We start from the raw sequence: 15,834 nt of genomic DNA, 5'->3' as shown, positions 1-15,834 counted from the left end.
ATATATAACTTTAGATATAGATTATCCGATAGACTCCGCAAATGTCCACACGTCCTGTCGTCACCGATGCCGACGCTCAACACCTCGCGCAGACCGCGCGCGCACTCGTCTGGGCGCTGCGCCGCTTCGGCGAGCGCGAGGCGGGCCTGGCGCGACTGCCGCAATCGGAGCTCGAAGTGCTCCGCGTGGTCGTGCGACGACCGGGTATCACGATCTCCGAAGTCGCGCGCTTTCTCGGCCTCCAGAGCAGCAATGTCAGCACCACCGTGCGCCACCTCGTCGACCGGGGACTCCTGGAGAAGCGATCCGATCCCGCGGACGGCCGCGCGTGCCACCTCCACGAAACAGCCCTGGCCGAGCGCAACAATCAACTGATCGACGACATGTGGTTGCGCGGAATCCGCGGCCTCCTCGCGGAAATGCCACCCGAGGACGCGGCACAACTCGTCGAATCCGCCGACTTGCTCGCACGCCTGGGCACCATGGCGGCGGACTGACCCGGAAGCGGTGGCACGCGCCGAACTCATGGCAGCAGGAACAGGCGTTCACACGGGAGACGCGGCAATCGCGCGGCGTCATCGTCATCATGGAGCATTTCGACCGCGTCCACGTAACCAAGCCTCGCGTGCTCCTGGACGAACCGGCGCGCCGCCGTCGCACAGGCGAGATAATCGAACCTCATCCCCCGCAGGAACACGCAAAGATGGATGTCGGATTCCATGGGCACCGGCGACTTTTCGCGTGCGCTCAACGAGCACCACCTCGGCAAACAGACCCTTCCGTGGTCTCGGCCCGGAACTGCGCCCCGATCGTCCACAACGCGGGTACCACCCCACGGGCACGGCCACGCCGCTTTCCCGACGTGCTCGATGATGGTGCCCGCCACCAGCGGCACCAACCCGAAACCACAGCGCGCGGGACACGAGACGGCCGTCGCCATCCCCGTGCCGTGCTCGAGTACCGCCACGCCACACTGCGACAGCGTGATCCTTGCCTGCTCGGCGGATGCGGTTGACGTGCGATCAGACACGAGTTCTCCCCCACGGCCTGCCTCCCCCATGGGCCACGCACGCGCGAATCGCCCCGACCACCACCAGCCCCGACGGTCGAAATATGCACCGGGGCGGTTCGATCCACCGCCGGAATTCGCCGTCGTCATCGGTGGGCGAGGGCAGGGCGATCGTCGCGCCGGAGCCGACGATGGAAACGTCGCGCCGAAACATCTCCGAAAACAAGCTCATCTCATCGGGTAGATCCGCCCTGATCAGAAAGGTCCAGCGCCGCGATCGAGGGTGTGAAATAATCGGGCCGACTCCCGTATCACCATGCCCCATATACGCTTTCACGTCGATACCGAGCCGGTCCGGCATAGTCAAAGCCCACACATGGCTGGCGCGCATGACAATTCGCCCCGGATACTGCGGGACGAGGGTGGCGGGTAGGTCGCAGACCCGCCGATAGAATCGGCATCTACTTACCGGCGTGTCACCAAACATTATGTCGTTCAACGGAATAGCCCCCGCTCATCTGTCTGTGTGTTGTGGTAGATCTGTTCGTAGGTTGGCGCCCGGTCCACTCACCGCCCCGCCGGACCAAGCAGACCATCGACGGCGTCGCGTGACAGTGCCATCACGAGACCGTCGAAAAAAGTGCGGAAAAACCCCACCATCGGTGCCATTTCGGGAACGAAACGGTGCCATTGCGAGCATCCGAGAAGAGAGTCCGAAAAGGAGTCGACGTGCCCCACGATGTTTCACGCGCCTCACTGCCGCGCCGCCAGCTGGGCCGTTTCATTCGCAGACAACGCGAAGAGAACACCACGCTCCCCCAGTCACAGGTGGCGGCGGCCATGCAGTGGAGCCACAGCAGATACTCGCGACTCGAACGCGGCGAGCCGGGCAAGGTCCTCGACCGTGACCTCGTCGAATTGGGAAGCATCCTCGACATCGAAGACGACCAGGTCGCCGTAATGATCGAACTCGCCCGTCAGGTAGCCGAAAAGACCTGGTACAACTCGTACAACGACCTCATCCGCTCGAACTTCGACGTGTACATGCGGTTGGAAACCGAAGCACACTCGATGCAGATTTTCCGGCCGGACGTGGTTCCTGGCCTGTTCCAGACGAGCGACTATTCCCGCACGCTCGACCGGATCTTCTTCCCGACCGAGTCCGCGGAAGAACAAGACAGGCGGGCTGAGCTGAAACTGCGACGGCAACGCAACATCACGCGCAAGCGGAATCCCCTCACCGCCGATCTGGTACTGCACGAATCGGTCCTGCACACACGCGTCGGAAACGATGCGATCATGTCCGCTCAGCTTCGACGCCTCGCCGACCTGAGCACACAACCGAACCTCACCGTCCAAATCCTGCCCTTCAAAGCGGGATTCCCCACCGGAACACCGGTCGGCCCCTTCTTCGTTCTCGACTTCGAACCCGGCATGAATACCACAACCAGTTCGTCCCTCGTGTACACCGAGACTTATACCGGCGCGATATACCTCGAAGAAGAAGCCGACCTTTCTCTGTTTCGTAAGGCAATGGCCGAAATCCAGTGCGCCGCACTCGATCACACAGCCAGCAGAAACCTGATCCGACAGGTAGCACGAAAGGACCCACACCAATGAACGATCACGTCCCTGCAAACACGCGGTGGCACAAGAGTTCCCACAGCTCAGGAAATCTGGAATGCGTAGAGGTCGCATTCCTCGACGACGCCACGATAGGCATCCGTGACTCGAAGAATCCAACCGGCCCCGCACTACGCTTCGCATCCAACGCGTGGGAATCGTTCACCGCCGGAATCCAGAACGGCGAGTTAGCCCTTCATCGAGTGGCAGCCGAGTAGCCCCCGCCCCACCACTTCACCGAGGTGCGGCGGGGCTCCTCACATGGTCGAACTGCCGATACGCCGTCCGCGACCGAGAGCGCACTGCCTGTTCGATCCAATGCCGAAATCCCCGAAATACACTGTTGCACATTGAAAGCTGTGCTCTGCCGAATAATCTGTAACGTCGCCTCGACACGCGGGATCGGGCATGGTTCGTCGGAGGCCGGCCAACCGCGGCCTTCTACACCACGACTACCCGCAAAACACTGGGTCTCGAACACCCCACGAACCCGCCAGCACAAACGCCTTCGGCGGTCCCAGGCACACAGCACCACCCCCAGCGGACTACCCACCACCTCTCTCGCGACCGTTTCAAGGCTCAGCACCCACACGGACGACTCTCACCATCGGCAGTGGCGAGGGGGAACCGAACGCGCAGAGGATGCGTCGAAGTAAGGTAGAGCCAGTACACGGCAGGGAGGGGTGACCATGGACATCGGTCACGGTACGGCAGTCCAGCTTTGGCAGGCTGCCGACAGCGGACAATTTCGGCTCGATGAGGGTGCGGCGCGGGAGTGCGCTGCGCACTTCGACTGGTTCGTGGGGATGATCCACGAGCGACGAGAAGAGACTGCCCGTCTCAGTCGTGCAGATGGATTCGGTGGGTTCGACTCCGCTCAACAACTACAGGGTGGGTTCGCCGCCAAGGCAGACCAGGCCGTGGCTGCATTGGAGGCAACTGGTGAAGCGGCACTCCGAATGAAGGCTGCGATTTTGCGAGCGGGTGGATTACTCGATGATGCCGATGCTGCAAATGCAGCAGCGATACAGGAAATCAGTAGGGATGATGCCTGAAATGACAAAACGAAGGACCATCAGCCTCGTCGCGGTCTCCATAGCTGCCGCAGCTGTTGCGGCATGCTCCGACAACTCAGCGCCACCGGAAACATCCAACTCAACTCCAGCACTATCGAGTTCGACAGCACCAGCCCCGAGGCCGACACTGACAGCATCGAAGTTGCAGCCCCCACCGCAAGACAACGAATACACCGACGCACAAGGACGTCCACGCGTGGTATTCGACGCCTGCACATGGATAAGCGACCATGACGTGCAGGAAGCTGGTTTCGATCCTGCCACTCGCAAAAGAGGCAAAGATAGAGTGGCCGAATACACCTACCTGACTTGCGATTTCGATTCTGATCGAGGCGTACGACTCGCAATTGAGTCGTCGAATATTTCCCTCGAGGAGGTCGAGAAAAAATATTCCGGAAAGACCGAGAGAATATCTGTTAACGGTCGGGAAGCATTGTTTACTCGAAAATCCGACTCCACATGTTCAGTGGATATCCAAACAAGAGCTGGTTACTTTGGAATTACCCTAAACCGCGGGCCAGAAACCGTTGACTCATGTGACAATATCGTTGACACCGCCGCCATATTAGAACCGTCTGTCGGCAAGGAAAACTAAGACAATGGGCGACGATAACACTGTTCCCGGCACGCCGCTGATCCCCGGCATCACTCCGATACCGGACAACTCCCCCAGCCCTGGCACGCCCTCGGACCCTGGCGTACCTTCCCTCCTCCCCCGCATCCTGAACCCTGGCAACCCAGCGAACGATCCGAAACTTCAGGAGAAGCGGGATGCGGCGCGGGCAGCGCAACGTTTCGCACAGCAAGCGGCAGATCACGTCGACGGGCAAGACCCGGCGTACATCACCCAGATGGAGGAATTCGCGGGCATTCCGCATCAAGAGATCTACGAACACGCCCAGGCCATGCTGCCTGGCGTCCTTACGCAGTACGCGAGGGACTGGAAAAATACAGCAGATGCCCTGCTCGGCAACATGATGGGTCTGAACAGCAAGGTTCGCCAGACGGTTCAGCACGGCTGGGAAGGGGCGGCGGCGGACTCGGTACTCGGGGCCATGGATACCTTTCACAAGCAGGTAACCGGCATGCACAACGCGTTTCAGTCGGTGGCCTCGCGTATCGAAGCGGTCGCGGACGCGGCGCAGGTCGTGAAAAACACCGTTCCGCCTGTTCCGCCGAAGGCGACCGCGCCGAGTCCCGCTGGTGCGGCGAGTCCCCTGGTGATGACCGGGCAATCGGCGGCTGAGCAGGAGGCGTATCAGACTGCCGTGTGGGCGATGCGTAATGATTACATCCCTAATTACGAACCGGCGGGGCAGGGTGTGCCGACGTTCGTTCCGCCTACCCCGGTGGGCGAGAATTCCGGCGGACCGCAACCGGGCAGTCCTGGAACGACTTCGGGGAATGCTTCGAGTCCCGAGGGTGCGGCCGAAGAGCAGCCGGCGCCGGGCGGTGCGAACGATCCCGAACAAGCGCCCGGCGGTCAGCCCGCCGACGATTCCACTGGCGCACCGGCGAATCAGCCAGCCCAGCAATCTGATTCCGCACCGACGGGCGAAACACCGAACCAGACCACTGCGGCAGGTGCCACCGATCCCTCCGGCCGCACCCCTGGCGCACCACAGCTCGGTTCCCCGCAGCCGGGGCCGGGAGTCCCAGGCCCCGGCGCACCCACATCACCGGGGGCGCCCGGCACGAACCACGCCCCGGCGGCTCCCAAATCTTTTGCGCCTCTCGGTGTTCCGACGACAACACCCAACCAAGCCGTGCGCCCGGGTGCACCCGGCAAGGGCGGAGCGCCGGGCGGCATGATGCCGCACGGCGGGGCTGGCGGTGGTGGAAAGAAGGACGAGGATTCGCAGCACAAGACTCCCGACTGGTTGATCAATCAGGCGAACGGCGAAGAACTGATCGGCCCGAACGAACCCACCGTGCCGCCGGTGCTCGGCGCGGATGACCGACCGGCCGAAGATGGTTGGGCCGCTGAGGGATCGGGACGCCACGACAATAGAGGTGAACGTACCCGATGAAATGGGAGTTCACTCCCGACGAGTTCATCTATATCTGGGGGAAGATCGGGTCCGACCGGTATCCGGCACCGCTGAGCCTGCTCGCCTCGGTGCGATGGCGCGGCGAATGGGAAGCGATCGAACGAAACATCGATGAACGTATTCCGGTGCTGCGAGATCCGGACCTACTGCCCGTCCTCCGCACGGCGGCCAACCCGGAGGCGGCGCTGGTGCTGGTTGGCGAACGTAAACGCCCGCTCCGCGTGTACGGCGCGGTGACCGGCAATATCGGCGTCACCCTGGTGCAACGCCCAGGACCGGACCCCGCGTTCGGCGCCAATGTCGTGATCGAGGTCGGGTCCCCCGCGCTGGTGGCCAAGATCTGTGCGGCCGTCGCAGGCCAATGCCAGGCGGGCCGAACGCAGGAAATGGTCGAAACCTATGCGCGACTGCAACAACCGAGCGAGTTTCAGACCCGAAATCATGACCGATCACGCCTCGCCGACCGCATGCGCCAACTGCTGGCCGCGCCACGCACCGGCCACGGTCATCTCGAAATCCTGCATGGGCGCCACGAGCCACGCCCGGCTTCCGGCCGCTACCTCTCCTGGTTCGACGTGGAAGACGACGGCCGTTACCTGTACCAACGCCGCTACGACGACTTTCACCTCTCCCCCTGCGCCCCGGACGGCCTCCGCCAGGCCATAACCCAAATTATGGAGCCCACATACTGACGCCCCCGCTTTCGGGCATCCGAAACAACGGCCCGACGACGACCCGGCCCCGAGACGCTACCGGTCGGCGTCGGTGAACCGGATGACACCGCGAATATTGCGCCCCTCCAGCATGTCTCGGTACCCGTCGTTGATCTGATCGAGCCGGTACTGCCTGGTGACCATGTCGTCGAGATTGAGTTTTCCCGCCTGATACATCGACAGCAGGTGCGGGATGTCGTAGTGCGGGTTGCCGCCGCCGAAGATGGTGCCCTGCAGGTTCTTCTGTAGCAGCGACAGCATCGACAGGTTCAGTGTGGCCTGATTGTCGGTGAGACTACCCATGGCCGTTACCACGCACGTCCCCGCCTTGGCGGTGATGCCGAGCCAGGTGTCGACGTCTTCGCCACGTGCCTGCCCGACGGTGACGATGACCTTTTTCGCCATGCCGCCCCGCGTGATTTCGGCGGCGCCCGCGGTGGCTTCCTCGATGGTCTCGTAGACGTGCGTCGCACCGAACTTCAACGCCTGCTCGCGTTTCCACGCCACCGGGTCGACGGCGAAGATGTATCTGGCACCCGCGAGCACGGCACCCTGCAACGCGGATATACCGACACCGCCGACGCCGATGATCGCGACATCCTCGCCGGGGCGGATATCCGCCGTCCGCGTCGCGGAGCCGTAGCCGGTGGTCACACCGCAGCCGACCAGGCAGGCCACCTCGAAGGGAATCGAGGGATCGATCTTCACCACCGAACTCTGGTGCACGACCATGTACGGCGAGAAGGTACCGAGCAGTGTCATCGGGAAGACGTCCTTGCCACCGGCCTGCACGCGATGCGACCCGTCGGTGACCGAGGTCCCCGCCAGCAGCAGCGCGCCGAGGTCACACAGGTTGCGTAGCCCAGCCTGGCAGGAAGGACATTTACCGCAGGACGGGATGAACGAGAGCACCACGTGGTCGCCGACCGCGAGATCCTCGACGCCAGGCCCGGTTTCGATGACCACGCCCGCGCCCTCGTGCCCGCCGAGGACCGGAAAGCCCATCATCGGGATGCCGCCGGTGACGAGATGGTGGTCGGAGTGGCACATCCCGGCCGCTTCCACCTGGATCTTGACCTCGTTCTTGCGCGGGTCGCCGATGTCGATGTCCTCGATCGACCACGGTTGATCGAATTCCCAGATGAGCGCGCCTTTGGTCTTCATCGTCCGCCTTGCTTTCGTCGTGGTGCACGTCGAGATCCGAAACCGCGCGGCTATGCCTCGGCGGCACTGGGTCCATCCGGCCGAACGCGGGTCAGCAATGGTCTCCGCGCCAGCGAGCCGAATTGAGTTTTACACGTGTAAAGTCTACTGTAAACCACATGGCGGAAGTGACGGAAACCGTTGGCCCCGGCCGAAGATCGCTCGCCGGACGTTCGCAGGAAACGGCGGATCGCCTGCTCGACGCGTGCCAGGAAGCGCTGCGCGAGCAGGGGTACGACCAGCTCTCGATGCGCGATGTCTGCCGCCGCGCCGGACTCACCCACGCGACCGCCTACGGCTACTTCTCCGCCAAGCAACACCTGGTCGCCGAGGCGTATCGACGCCGAATCGACCAGTGGTGCCAGCAGCCGGTGACCGGGACAACGCCGATCGAGCGCCTGTCCGGCGTATTCACCGAACTGGGCGCGATCATGGCGGCGGAACCGGAGCTGACCGTGGCGGCGTCGGCCGCGGTGCTCAGTCGCGATCCCGACGTCGGCCGCATTCGCAGCCATATCGGCATGGCGATGTCGGACCGCCTCGCGCAGGCGGCGGGAACGAACTGCACACCGAAAGTGCTTGACGCACTGAACATCGCGGTGAGTGGCGCGATGATCCAGGCGGGCATGAACTACTCCACCTACGAGCAGATGGCAGAGCGCTTGACCTCGGTGGCGCGCCTGTTGTTGGGCGAGAACTAGAACAGGCGGGAACACCATGGTGCTGCGCAGCGCGGACAACAATCGAGTACGCGAGCTCACGCTCGACCGCCCCGAGGCCCTCAACGCCTTCAACGAAGAGCTGTACGACGCCACCGCCCGCGCACTGCGCGCGGCCGCCGACGATCCCGACGTCGCGGTCGTGCTGCTCACCGGCAACGGGCGCGCGTTCTCCGCGGGTACCGACCTCAACGAGATGGCGCAGCGCGTCGCCGGAACCGACTTCACCCCTGGCGAATTCGGCTTCCTCGGCCTGCTCGACGCGCTCGTCGAATTTCCCAAGCCCTTCGTGTGCGCGGTCAACGGACTCGGCCTGGGCTTGGGCGCGACCATCCTCGGCTTCGCGGACCTGGCGTTCATGTCCGCGACCGCCCGGCTGAAATGTCCGTTCACCAGCCTCGGTGTCGCACCGGAGGCGGCATCGTCGTATCTGTTCCCCCGGCTGGTCGGTCGGCAGAACGCCGCGTGGATGCTGATGTCCGCGCAGTGGATCAGTGCCGAGCAGGCGCTGGACATGGGGTTGGTGTTCGCCGTCGCCGAGCCCGAAGAGCTACTACCCACGGCCAGATCCCACGCCGAACAGCTTGCTGCCCAACCGATCTCGAGTCTCGTAGCGGTGAAGAAGACCATGACCGAACACCTACGCCCCGAGATCGCCGCCGCACGGGGGCGCGAAAATGCCTGCTTCGTCGACCTGATGGGCGGACCGGCCAATGCCGAAGCCCTCGCCGCATTCGCCGAAGGGCGCGCTGCCGACTTCACGAATCTGCCGCCGGGGTGGTGAGCGCGGCTACCCGGCTTTGTGCGGCACCGCCGTAACGAGTCCGCCGTCCACGATGAATTCGGAGCCGGTGGAGTAGGCGGACTCGTCACTGGCCAGAAAGAGCACGAACGTGGCGACTTCCTTCGGCTCAGCGGGACGCCCCAGCGGAATGGTCACCAGGTCGTCGGGAATGTTCTCGGTCATCGGCGTGCGGATCAAGCCGGGGTGAATCGAATTGACCCGAATGTTGTGCTGCGCCAATTCCAATGCCGCCGATTTCGCGAGGCCGCGCACCGCCCACTTCGAGGCCACATATCCGTGCGCCCACGGTGCGCCGCGCAGACCCTCGATCGAGGACACATTGATGATCGAGCCACCACCCGCGGCGATCATCGGCTCCACCGCCACCCGCATACCGAGGAAGGTGCCGGTGAGGTTCACCTCGATGATCTGATTCCACTTCGCCAGACTGAACCGCTGTAGCGGGGCACCGTTGATGATGCCCGCGTTGTTCACCAGCACGTTCAGCGCACCGTATTCGCGTGTCGCGGTCTCGACCGCGGCGGTCCACAACTCGGGATCGGTGACGTCGAGGTGCACGAAAGTCGCTGCGGTGCCGAGTTCGTCGGCCAGCGCTCGGCCCGCCTCGTCGAGGATATCGCCGATCACCACCTTCGCACCCTCGGCGACGAGCAGCCGCGCGTGCGCGGCCCCCATCCCCTGCGCTCCCCCGCTGATGAGTGCCACTTTTCCGTCAACGCGTCCCATGACGACGACGGTAACATGAACCAGAAATACATTCCAGACACTTGTCCATAATGGTGTTCATATTTCCGCTCGCGGCTGTTACGGTAACGACGACGTGGCGCAGCAGGCCGCCCTTTCGCCAGGAGATATCTATGCCAATCCGTGTGGCCCACATCGGCACAGGAAATGTCGGCCGACTGGCCTTGAACCAGCTCGTCTCCGACCCCCGTTTCGAATTGACCGGCGTGTGCGTCTCCACCCCGACCAAAGTCGGCACAGACGCCGGTGCGCTTGCCGGACTGGATGTTTCGACGGGTATCCACGCCACCGATGACCTGGACGCCGTCCTGGCCACCCGCCCCGACTGCGTGGTCTATTGCGCGATGGGCGACAACCGGATGCCCGCCGCATTCGAGGACTGCCGCCGAATCCTGGCGGCGGGGATCAATGTGGTCGGCACCGCACCCGGCGTGCTGATGTACCCGTGGCAGGTGCTGCCGGAGAAGTACCTCGCGCGAATCGAAGATGCCGCGCGGCAAGGGAATTCGAGTGTCTTCATCAACGGAGTCGATCCCGGATTTGTCAACGACCTGCTCCCGTTCGCGCTGGCGAGCACCTGTCAGCGGATCGAGCAGGTGCGCTGCATGGAGATCGCCGACTACGCCAGCTATGACGGCACCACCGTCATGTACGAGGTGATGGGGTTCGGTCGGCCGCTCGACGAGATCCCCCTCCTGCTCCAGCCGGGCGTCCTGAGCATCGCGTGGGGCTCGGCGATCCGCGAACTCGCCGCGGGATTGGGCATCACGGTCGACGAGATCACCGAGAGCTATGAACGCGAAACCGCCACCGAGGCTTTCGATATCGCCTCCGGACACGTCCCCGTCGGCGGGGTGAGCGCGCTACGCTTCGAGATCAACGCCATGGTCGGAGGACGGGCTGCCATCGTCATCGAGCACGTCACCCGCTTGCAGCCGGACCTGCGTCCGGACTGGGCACAGCCCGCGCAACCGGGTGGCTCCTACCGCGTCGAAATCGTCGGCGAGCCTTCCTATGTCGTGGACATCTGCCCGAGCAGTGACCGTGGCGACCACAACCATGCGGCCATCGTCGCCGCCGCGGGTCGCATCGTGAACGCGATTCCCGCGGTCGTTGCCGCGGCACCCGGTATCAGGACCACCCTGGACCTGCCACTGATCACCGGCGACGGCCTCTACGACGTCGGACAACGCTGAGAATCCGCTTGCGCCGCCTGACCGCCGCCCGCGATCCACCAACTCGCTGCGATGAACGATGTGCGGTCCCCGCCGCTATCCGGCTTTCGAGCGTCCCGTCTTACGGTCGGCGACGAGTTGACCTAGCTCGGCCGCCGTCCACGGCGACGCGTCCTGATGATCCCGGTAGCCCACGACCGTGGGTGTCTGACGAGCGAAGTGGCCGACGAATCCCCCTGCCGCCACGTAGATCTCGCCGGTGATATCCGCGGCGAGGTCGCTGGCCAGGAACTGATAGAGCGGCGCGACGTACTCCGCGGGCGGCGCGTCCAACGAACCGCGCATCGTCATCTCGTCCAGCATTTCCCGTCGATAGAGTTCGAGAATCTTTGCCTCGTAGGCGAATCCGGAGGAGAGTCGGGTCTTCGCGCCGGGGCACACCACATTCGCCCGCACACCGTGCTCCTTCAATTCGGCGGCAATCGCCAACGTCAGGCTGGTCACCGCGCCCTTGCCCGCCGGATAGCCGGTCCCGCCGTAGTTTCCGAGCGAGGCGAAGGAGCCGGTGTTCACGATGGCACCGCGCCCCTGTTCGACCATCTTCGGTGCGGCGACGCGACAGGTATTGAACACGGTGGTGAGATGCGAATCCAGCAGCGCGCGCCAATCCCACGGTGTGACATCCAGAATCGACGAGGCGGCGGGTTCGGCAGTGCCAGCGCAATTGACCAGGATGTCGATCGCCCCGAATTTGTCGACGCATTCGGTGATCAGGGTGGTCGCGATGGCCTCGTCGGCCGCGGATCCCGCAACACCGACCGCGCGATTGCCCGACCGCGTCACCGACCTGACCGCCCGTTCGACAGCGTCTTCGTCGCGACCGTTGATCACCACCCCCGCGCCCTGCTCGGCCAGCAGCGCGGCGACGGCGAAACCGATCCCCCTGCTGGCGCCGACCACGACCGCGCCGCGTCCCCACAATGCTCGTGCATTCATCGTGCGCTCCTCCGCGTCGATTACCGCATCAGCCGACGCGCGAGCGCGGTGCCGAAACCGTATTTCAGCGTGGCTTCGATTGTCCGCACGGACTTCTCGGTGTACGGATACCAGTTGCGTTCGGTGCTCAGTTGCCACCGGTCGAGCAGGATCGGCTGGGCGTGGGTGAATCCGCGCAACGCGTCGCGGCCGTTCACCTGACCGAGGCCACTGAGTTTGCGGCCGCCGAACGGCGCCTCGGGAACGCCGTAGATCACGGCGGCGTCGTTGTGCACGACCGAGCCGGTATCGAGTCGCTTGGCGATGCGAACGGCCTTGGCTTTGTCTTTGGTGAAGACGCTGCCGCCGAGCCCGTAGGGCGAGTCGTTGGCCAACCGGATGGCTTCTTCCTCGTCGGCGACCCGCGCGATCGCCGCAACCGGGCCGAAGGTCTCCTCGCGCATCAGCTCCATGTCGTGGGTGACATCGACCGCGACCGTCGGCGCGAAGAACAAGCCGCTCGCGGTTTCGGACCCGCCGCCGACCAGCAATGTCGCGCCGCGACTTTTCGCGTCTTCGACCTGGCGAGTGACGATGTCGAGCTGCCGGTCCCAGAACAACGGCCCCACGTCTTTGCCCTCGGCGCCGTAGGTCAACGACCGCGCTTTCTCCTGAACCAACCGGATGAACTCGTCGGCGACACTGTCCACGACGTAGATCCGCTCGACACTCAGGCAGACCTGGCCACTGTTGAACATCGACAGGTACACCGCCCCCTCGGCGGCCCGCTCGACGTCCGCGTCGGCGCACACGATCATCGCGTCCTTGCCGCCGAGTTCCAGCGTGCACGGAATCAGCCGTCGCGCACAGGCTTGCGCGATCTTCTTGCCGGTGGCGACGCTGCCGGTGAACGAGATCTTGTCGACATCGGCGGCGACGAGGGCCGCACCGGTCTCACCGTCGCCGTGGACCAGCTGCAACACCTCCTCGGGCACCCCAGCTTCGTGCAGGATCCGCACCACCCACGCACCCGCGTGCGGCGTGACTTCCGACGGTTTGAGCAACACCGCATTACCCGCGAGCAGCGCCTGCACCACCGGGTTCATCGATAACACGAACGGCGCGTTCCAGGGTGTGATCACGCCGACGACACCCAGCGGCCGGTAGTGCATCAGCAGCTTCTTCATCGGGCGCAGGTAGCCGTGCAGGCGTTCTTTCTTGTCCGCGAGATCCTTTGGGGCCCTGGCACTCCAGTAGTTGAGGAAATCGCACGACGGCAGGACTTCGATTGTCAGCGCCTCGATGCGTGGCTTCCCGGTCTCGGCCCGAATGGTCTCGACGACTTCGTCTTGCCTGGCGATCAGTATCTCGATCGCGCCACGGAGGATCGCGGCACGCTCACGCGGCGATCGCGTCGCCCACTCGCGCTGCGCGGCACGGGCGGCGGCGACGGCCGCGGTGACATCTTGCGGGGTACTCACCGCTATCTCGCCGACCGCGCCGCCGTGCGCGGGACTGCTCAATCCGAGTCGGCGGCGGCCGTCGGCCGTGGGCGGCAATGCTTGCACGATCGCCATGTCGATCTCCTCAGCTGGATACGCACGCTGTCGATGCCGATCGGCGACCAGCCGCACGCACGGCACGGCTGACCCGCAAACATTCGGCTGAGCGAATACCGGCGTTGAGCGACAAGCGAACTCGTCGCTGCGGTACCCACCGCCAGCACTGCCGGACAGACATCTGGACAAGTGTCTGAACGGTAACAGATCAACAGGGGGGCGGCAATGCTTTTCGCGCGCCGCAGCGCTGTGACCACGGATTCGACAACCCGGTCAGCGGTGTCGATGCGCCGATTCGATCGATATTCCAAGTTCACCACCAAGCGAAACCATTCAGGCGCACACTGGTTCGATCCCGGACGATATCGAGTAGGGCATTTTTCTGGACTAGTGTCTGGAATGTGGTCCAGGTCATATGGTACGTTCGCCGCAACAGCTCGGCGGACATGCGGAGGTTCGATGTCGACCACTGAACTGGACATGCGCCCCGAGGACAAAAATCCCCACGCCGGGGCGGTACTGCGTCAAAACTTCGCCGACACGGTGCTGTCGAGCCTCGCCACGCTCGGCAGGGCGCTGCGGATGGGGTCGAGCGCGGTCCTCATCGGCGGCACCGATGTCCTGCGCGGACGGTTTCGTACGAACGAAACCCTCACTCAGGCATGGTTTCTCATCAAGGTGACCGCCATACCGAGCGTGTTGATGGCGATTCCGTTCGGCGTCATCGTCTCCACCCAGGTCGGCAATATCGTGTCCGAACTCGGCGCCGATTCGATGATCGGCGCCGCAGGCGGGCTCGGCGTCATCAAGCAGGGCGCCCCGATGGCCACCGCACTGATGCTCGGCGGCGCCGGCTCGGCCGCGATCGCCTCCGACCTGGGCGCGCAAACCGTCCGCGAAGAGGTCGACGCCATGCGCGTCATGGGCATCGATCCGGTGCAGCGCCTGGTCGTGCCGCGCATCGTGGCGATGATGCTGGTCGCGCCGCTACTCAACATCCTGATCATCATGGTCGGGATCGGCTCCGGCTTCGCGGTCGCCGTAACCGCCCTTGACGTGACGCCCGGCAGTTACTGGGAGTCGTTCGGTGCCTTCACCACCTCGCTCGACATCTGGGTATCCCTGATCAAGGCAATGATCTTCGGGTTTCTCGTGGTCGTCATCGCCTGCCAACGCGGGCTGGAAGCACGCGGCGGCCCACGCGGTGTCGCCGACGGCGTCAACGCCGCCGTGGTCATGTCCGTTGCCACGGTCACCGTACTCAACACGGCGATTACCCAGGTGGTCACGATGTTCTTCCCGGTCAGGATGGCCTGATGACCGCGACGCCGTATACGCCGCTCGGCCTCCGGTGGATCAACCGCATACGCCGACGCGTGCACCCGCTCGGGCCGTTCGAATCGATCGGCTTCGTCCTCGGATTCGGCTGGCAGGTCGTGTCGTCACTGCCCTACACCCTCGTGCACTACCGGCGCCAGACGATCGCGGTGATCACCGACATGACCTGGGGCCGTGGATCGGTGATCATCGGCGGCGGAGTGGTGCCGCTGATGCTGTTGATGGGTGCGGCGATGGGTGCGTCCATCGGCATCGAGGCCTACAGCGCGCTCAATCTGCTGTCCATCGGTCAACTCAGCGGGCTGATCTCCGCGTTCGGCGTCACCCGCGAACTCGCGCCGATCGCCGCGGGCGTCGGATTCGCGGCACAAGCCGGATGCCGGATGACCGCCGAGATCGGCTCCATGCGCATCTCCGAGGAGATCGACGCGCTCGAATCGCTGGGCGTGCGGTCGGTGCCGTTCGTGGTCACCACCCGCGTCATCGCCGGAATCATCGCCGTGGCACCGGCATTCGTAGTCGCGCTGATCCTCAGCTACCTGTCGTGCGAGCTGATCGTGACGACCATCCACGGCACACCGGCCGGAACCTACAACCACTACTTCGACCAATTCGTGCTGGGCTGGGATGTCGTCGCGGCGACGATCAAGGTGATGGTCTTCGCGCTCGCCGTCGTCCTGATCCATTGCTACCAAGGCTTTTTCGCCACCGGCGGCCCCGAAGGCGTCGGCATCGCCTCCGGCCGCGCCATCCGCGCCAGCCTGGTCTCGATCATCGCGCTCGACATGCTCGCCACCATCGTTCTCTGGGGATTCCAGTCCCCCATCACGTTTACGGGGTGACG

The 15,834-nt window shown here is 64.2% G+C and carries 17 protein-coding genes; 12 read left to right on the top strand and 5 right to left on the bottom strand.

Features of this window, described 5'->3' with window-relative positions; translation table 11 throughout:
* Positions 1 to 41 precede the first annotated feature (41 nt).
* Positions 42 to 497: a MarR family winged helix-turn-helix transcriptional regulator gene (locus tag ABEA50_RS25450; protein WP_345498519.1), complete on the top strand. Its 456-nt coding sequence runs from the start codon at positions 42 to 44 to the stop codon at positions 495 to 497.
* Positions 498 to 523: 26 nt separating this feature from the next.
* On the opposite strand, the gene ABEA50_RS25445 is transcribed toward ABEA50_RS25450, so the two are convergent.
* Positions 524 to 751, bottom strand: coding sequence for a hypothetical protein (locus tag ABEA50_RS25445; RefSeq protein WP_345498517.1), 228 nt, complete (start codon positions 749 to 751; stop codon positions 524 to 526).
* Positions 752 to 1,738: 987 nt separating this feature from the next.
* On the opposite strand from ABEA50_RS25445, the gene ABEA50_RS25440 reads away from it, so the two are divergent.
* The 6 genes from ABEA50_RS25440 to ABEA50_RS25420 all read left to right on the top strand — a co-directional run bounded on the left by ABEA50_RS25440 (position 1,739) and on the right by ABEA50_RS25420 (position 6,451).
* Entirely contained in the window at positions 1,739 to 2,629 is an 891-nt protein-coding gene (locus tag ABEA50_RS25440; RefSeq protein WP_345498515.1) for a helix-turn-helix domain-containing protein, read from the top strand.
* A complete protein-coding gene (locus tag ABEA50_RS25435) occupies positions 2,626 to 2,850 on the top strand; it encodes a DUF397 domain-containing protein (RefSeq protein ID WP_345498513.1) in 225 nt (74 codons plus the stop codon). Before ABEA50_RS25440 ends, ABEA50_RS25435 begins: the two co-directional genes overlap by 4 nt.
* A 471-nt stretch (positions 2,851 to 3,321) precedes the next feature.
* A complete protein-coding gene (locus ABEA50_RS25430; protein WP_345498512.1) occupies positions 3,322 to 3,687 on the top strand; it encodes a hypothetical protein in 366 nt (121 codons plus the stop codon).
* Positions 3,629 to 4,303, top strand: coding sequence for a DUF3558 domain-containing protein (locus ABEA50_RS31050; RefSeq protein WP_425577711.1), 675 nt, complete (start codon positions 3,629 to 3,631; stop codon positions 4,301 to 4,303). Before ABEA50_RS25430 ends, ABEA50_RS31050 begins: the two co-directional genes overlap by 59 nt.
* A gap of 4 nt (positions 4,304 to 4,307) precedes the next feature.
* Positions 4,308 to 5,738, top strand: coding sequence for a WXG100 family type VII secretion target (locus tag ABEA50_RS25425; RefSeq protein WP_345498511.1), 1,431 nt, complete (start codon positions 4,308 to 4,310; stop codon positions 5,736 to 5,738).
* The gene (locus ABEA50_RS25420; RefSeq protein ID WP_345498510.1) at positions 5,735 to 6,451 is read left to right on the top strand and encodes an ESX secretion-associated protein EspG; all 717 of its coding nucleotides are present in this window, start codon (positions 5,735 to 5,737) and stop codon (positions 6,449 to 6,451) included. Before ABEA50_RS25425 ends, ABEA50_RS25420 begins: the two co-directional genes overlap by 4 nt.
* Positions 6,452 to 6,508: 57 nt before the next feature.
* On the opposite strand, the gene ABEA50_RS25415 is transcribed toward ABEA50_RS25420, so the two are convergent.
* Complete coding sequence (locus ABEA50_RS25415) at positions 6,509 to 7,636, bottom strand: NDMA-dependent alcohol dehydrogenase (RefSeq protein WP_345498508.1); 1,128 nt, start codon at positions 7,634 to 7,636, stop codon at positions 6,509 to 6,511.
* A gap of 158 nt (positions 7,637 to 7,794) precedes the next feature.
* Here ABEA50_RS25415 and ABEA50_RS25410 point away from each other — a divergent pair, with 158 nt between their 5' ends.
* Both ABEA50_RS25410 and ABEA50_RS25405 read left to right on the top strand, forming a co-directional pair.
* Positions 7,795 to 8,376 carry a TetR/AcrR family transcriptional regulator gene (locus ABEA50_RS25410; protein ID WP_345498506.1) on the top strand — a complete coding sequence of 194 codons (582 nt, stop codon included), beginning with the start codon at positions 7,795 to 7,797 and terminating at the stop codon, positions 8,374 to 8,376.
* Between the two features lie 16 nt (positions 8,377 to 8,392).
* On the top strand, positions 8,393 to 9,178 hold the full coding sequence (locus ABEA50_RS25405) for an enoyl-CoA hydratase/isomerase family protein (RefSeq protein WP_345498504.1): 786 nt from the start codon (positions 8,393 to 8,395) through the stop codon (positions 9,176 to 9,178).
* 6 nt (positions 9,179 to 9,184) lie between these two features.
* Here the strand turns inward: ABEA50_RS25405 and ABEA50_RS25400 are convergent, their stop codons facing one another.
* On the bottom strand, positions 9,185 to 9,925 hold the full coding sequence (locus ABEA50_RS25400) for a glucose 1-dehydrogenase (RefSeq protein WP_345498503.1): 741 nt from the start codon (positions 9,923 to 9,925) through the stop codon (positions 9,185 to 9,187).
* A gap of 131 nt (positions 9,926 to 10,056) precedes the next feature.
* Between ABEA50_RS25400 and ABEA50_RS25395 the strand changes: the two genes are divergently transcribed.
* Positions 10,057 to 11,139: an NAD(P)H-dependent amine dehydrogenase family protein gene (locus ABEA50_RS25395; RefSeq protein WP_345498501.1), complete on the top strand. Its 1,083-nt coding sequence runs from the start codon at positions 10,057 to 10,059 to the stop codon at positions 11,137 to 11,139.
* A gap of 75 nt (positions 11,140 to 11,214) precedes the next feature.
* Here ABEA50_RS25395 and ABEA50_RS25390 read toward each other — a convergent pair whose 3' ends face one another.
* The gene (locus tag ABEA50_RS25390; protein WP_345498500.1) at positions 11,215 to 12,114 is read right to left on the bottom strand and encodes an SDR family NAD(P)-dependent oxidoreductase; all 900 of its coding nucleotides are present in this window, start codon (positions 12,112 to 12,114) and stop codon (positions 11,215 to 11,217) included.
* A 20-nt stretch (positions 12,115 to 12,134) separates the two neighbouring features.
* Positions 12,135 to 13,670 carry an aldehyde dehydrogenase family protein gene (locus ABEA50_RS25385; protein WP_345498499.1) on the bottom strand — a complete coding sequence of 512 codons (1,536 nt, stop codon included), beginning with the start codon at positions 13,668 to 13,670 and terminating at the stop codon, positions 12,135 to 12,137.
* A gap of 441 nt (positions 13,671 to 14,111) precedes the next feature.
* Between ABEA50_RS25385 and ABEA50_RS25380 the strand changes: the two genes are divergently transcribed.
* Both ABEA50_RS25380 and ABEA50_RS25375 read left to right on the top strand, forming a co-directional pair.
* Positions 14,112 to 14,969 carry an MlaE family ABC transporter permease gene (locus tag ABEA50_RS25380; RefSeq protein ID WP_345498498.1) on the top strand — a complete coding sequence of 286 codons (858 nt, stop codon included), beginning with the start codon at positions 14,112 to 14,114 and terminating at the stop codon, positions 14,967 to 14,969.
* Complete coding sequence (locus tag ABEA50_RS25375; protein ID WP_345498497.1) at positions 14,969 to 15,832, top strand: ABC transporter permease; 864 nt, start codon at positions 14,969 to 14,971, stop codon at positions 15,830 to 15,832. The genes ABEA50_RS25380 and ABEA50_RS25375 overlap by 1 nt, the downstream gene beginning before the upstream one ends.
* The last annotated feature ends 2 nt before the right edge of the window (positions 15,833 to 15,834 follow it).

The sequence above is a fragment of the Nocardia callitridis genome (assembly GCF_039543305.1).
Lineage (GTDB): Bacteria > Actinomycetota > Actinomycetes > Mycobacteriales > Mycobacteriaceae > Nocardia > Nocardia callitridis.
The sequence above is the reverse complement of the archived record's forward strand: the minus strand, read 5'-3'. Positions and strand labels throughout refer to the sequence as shown.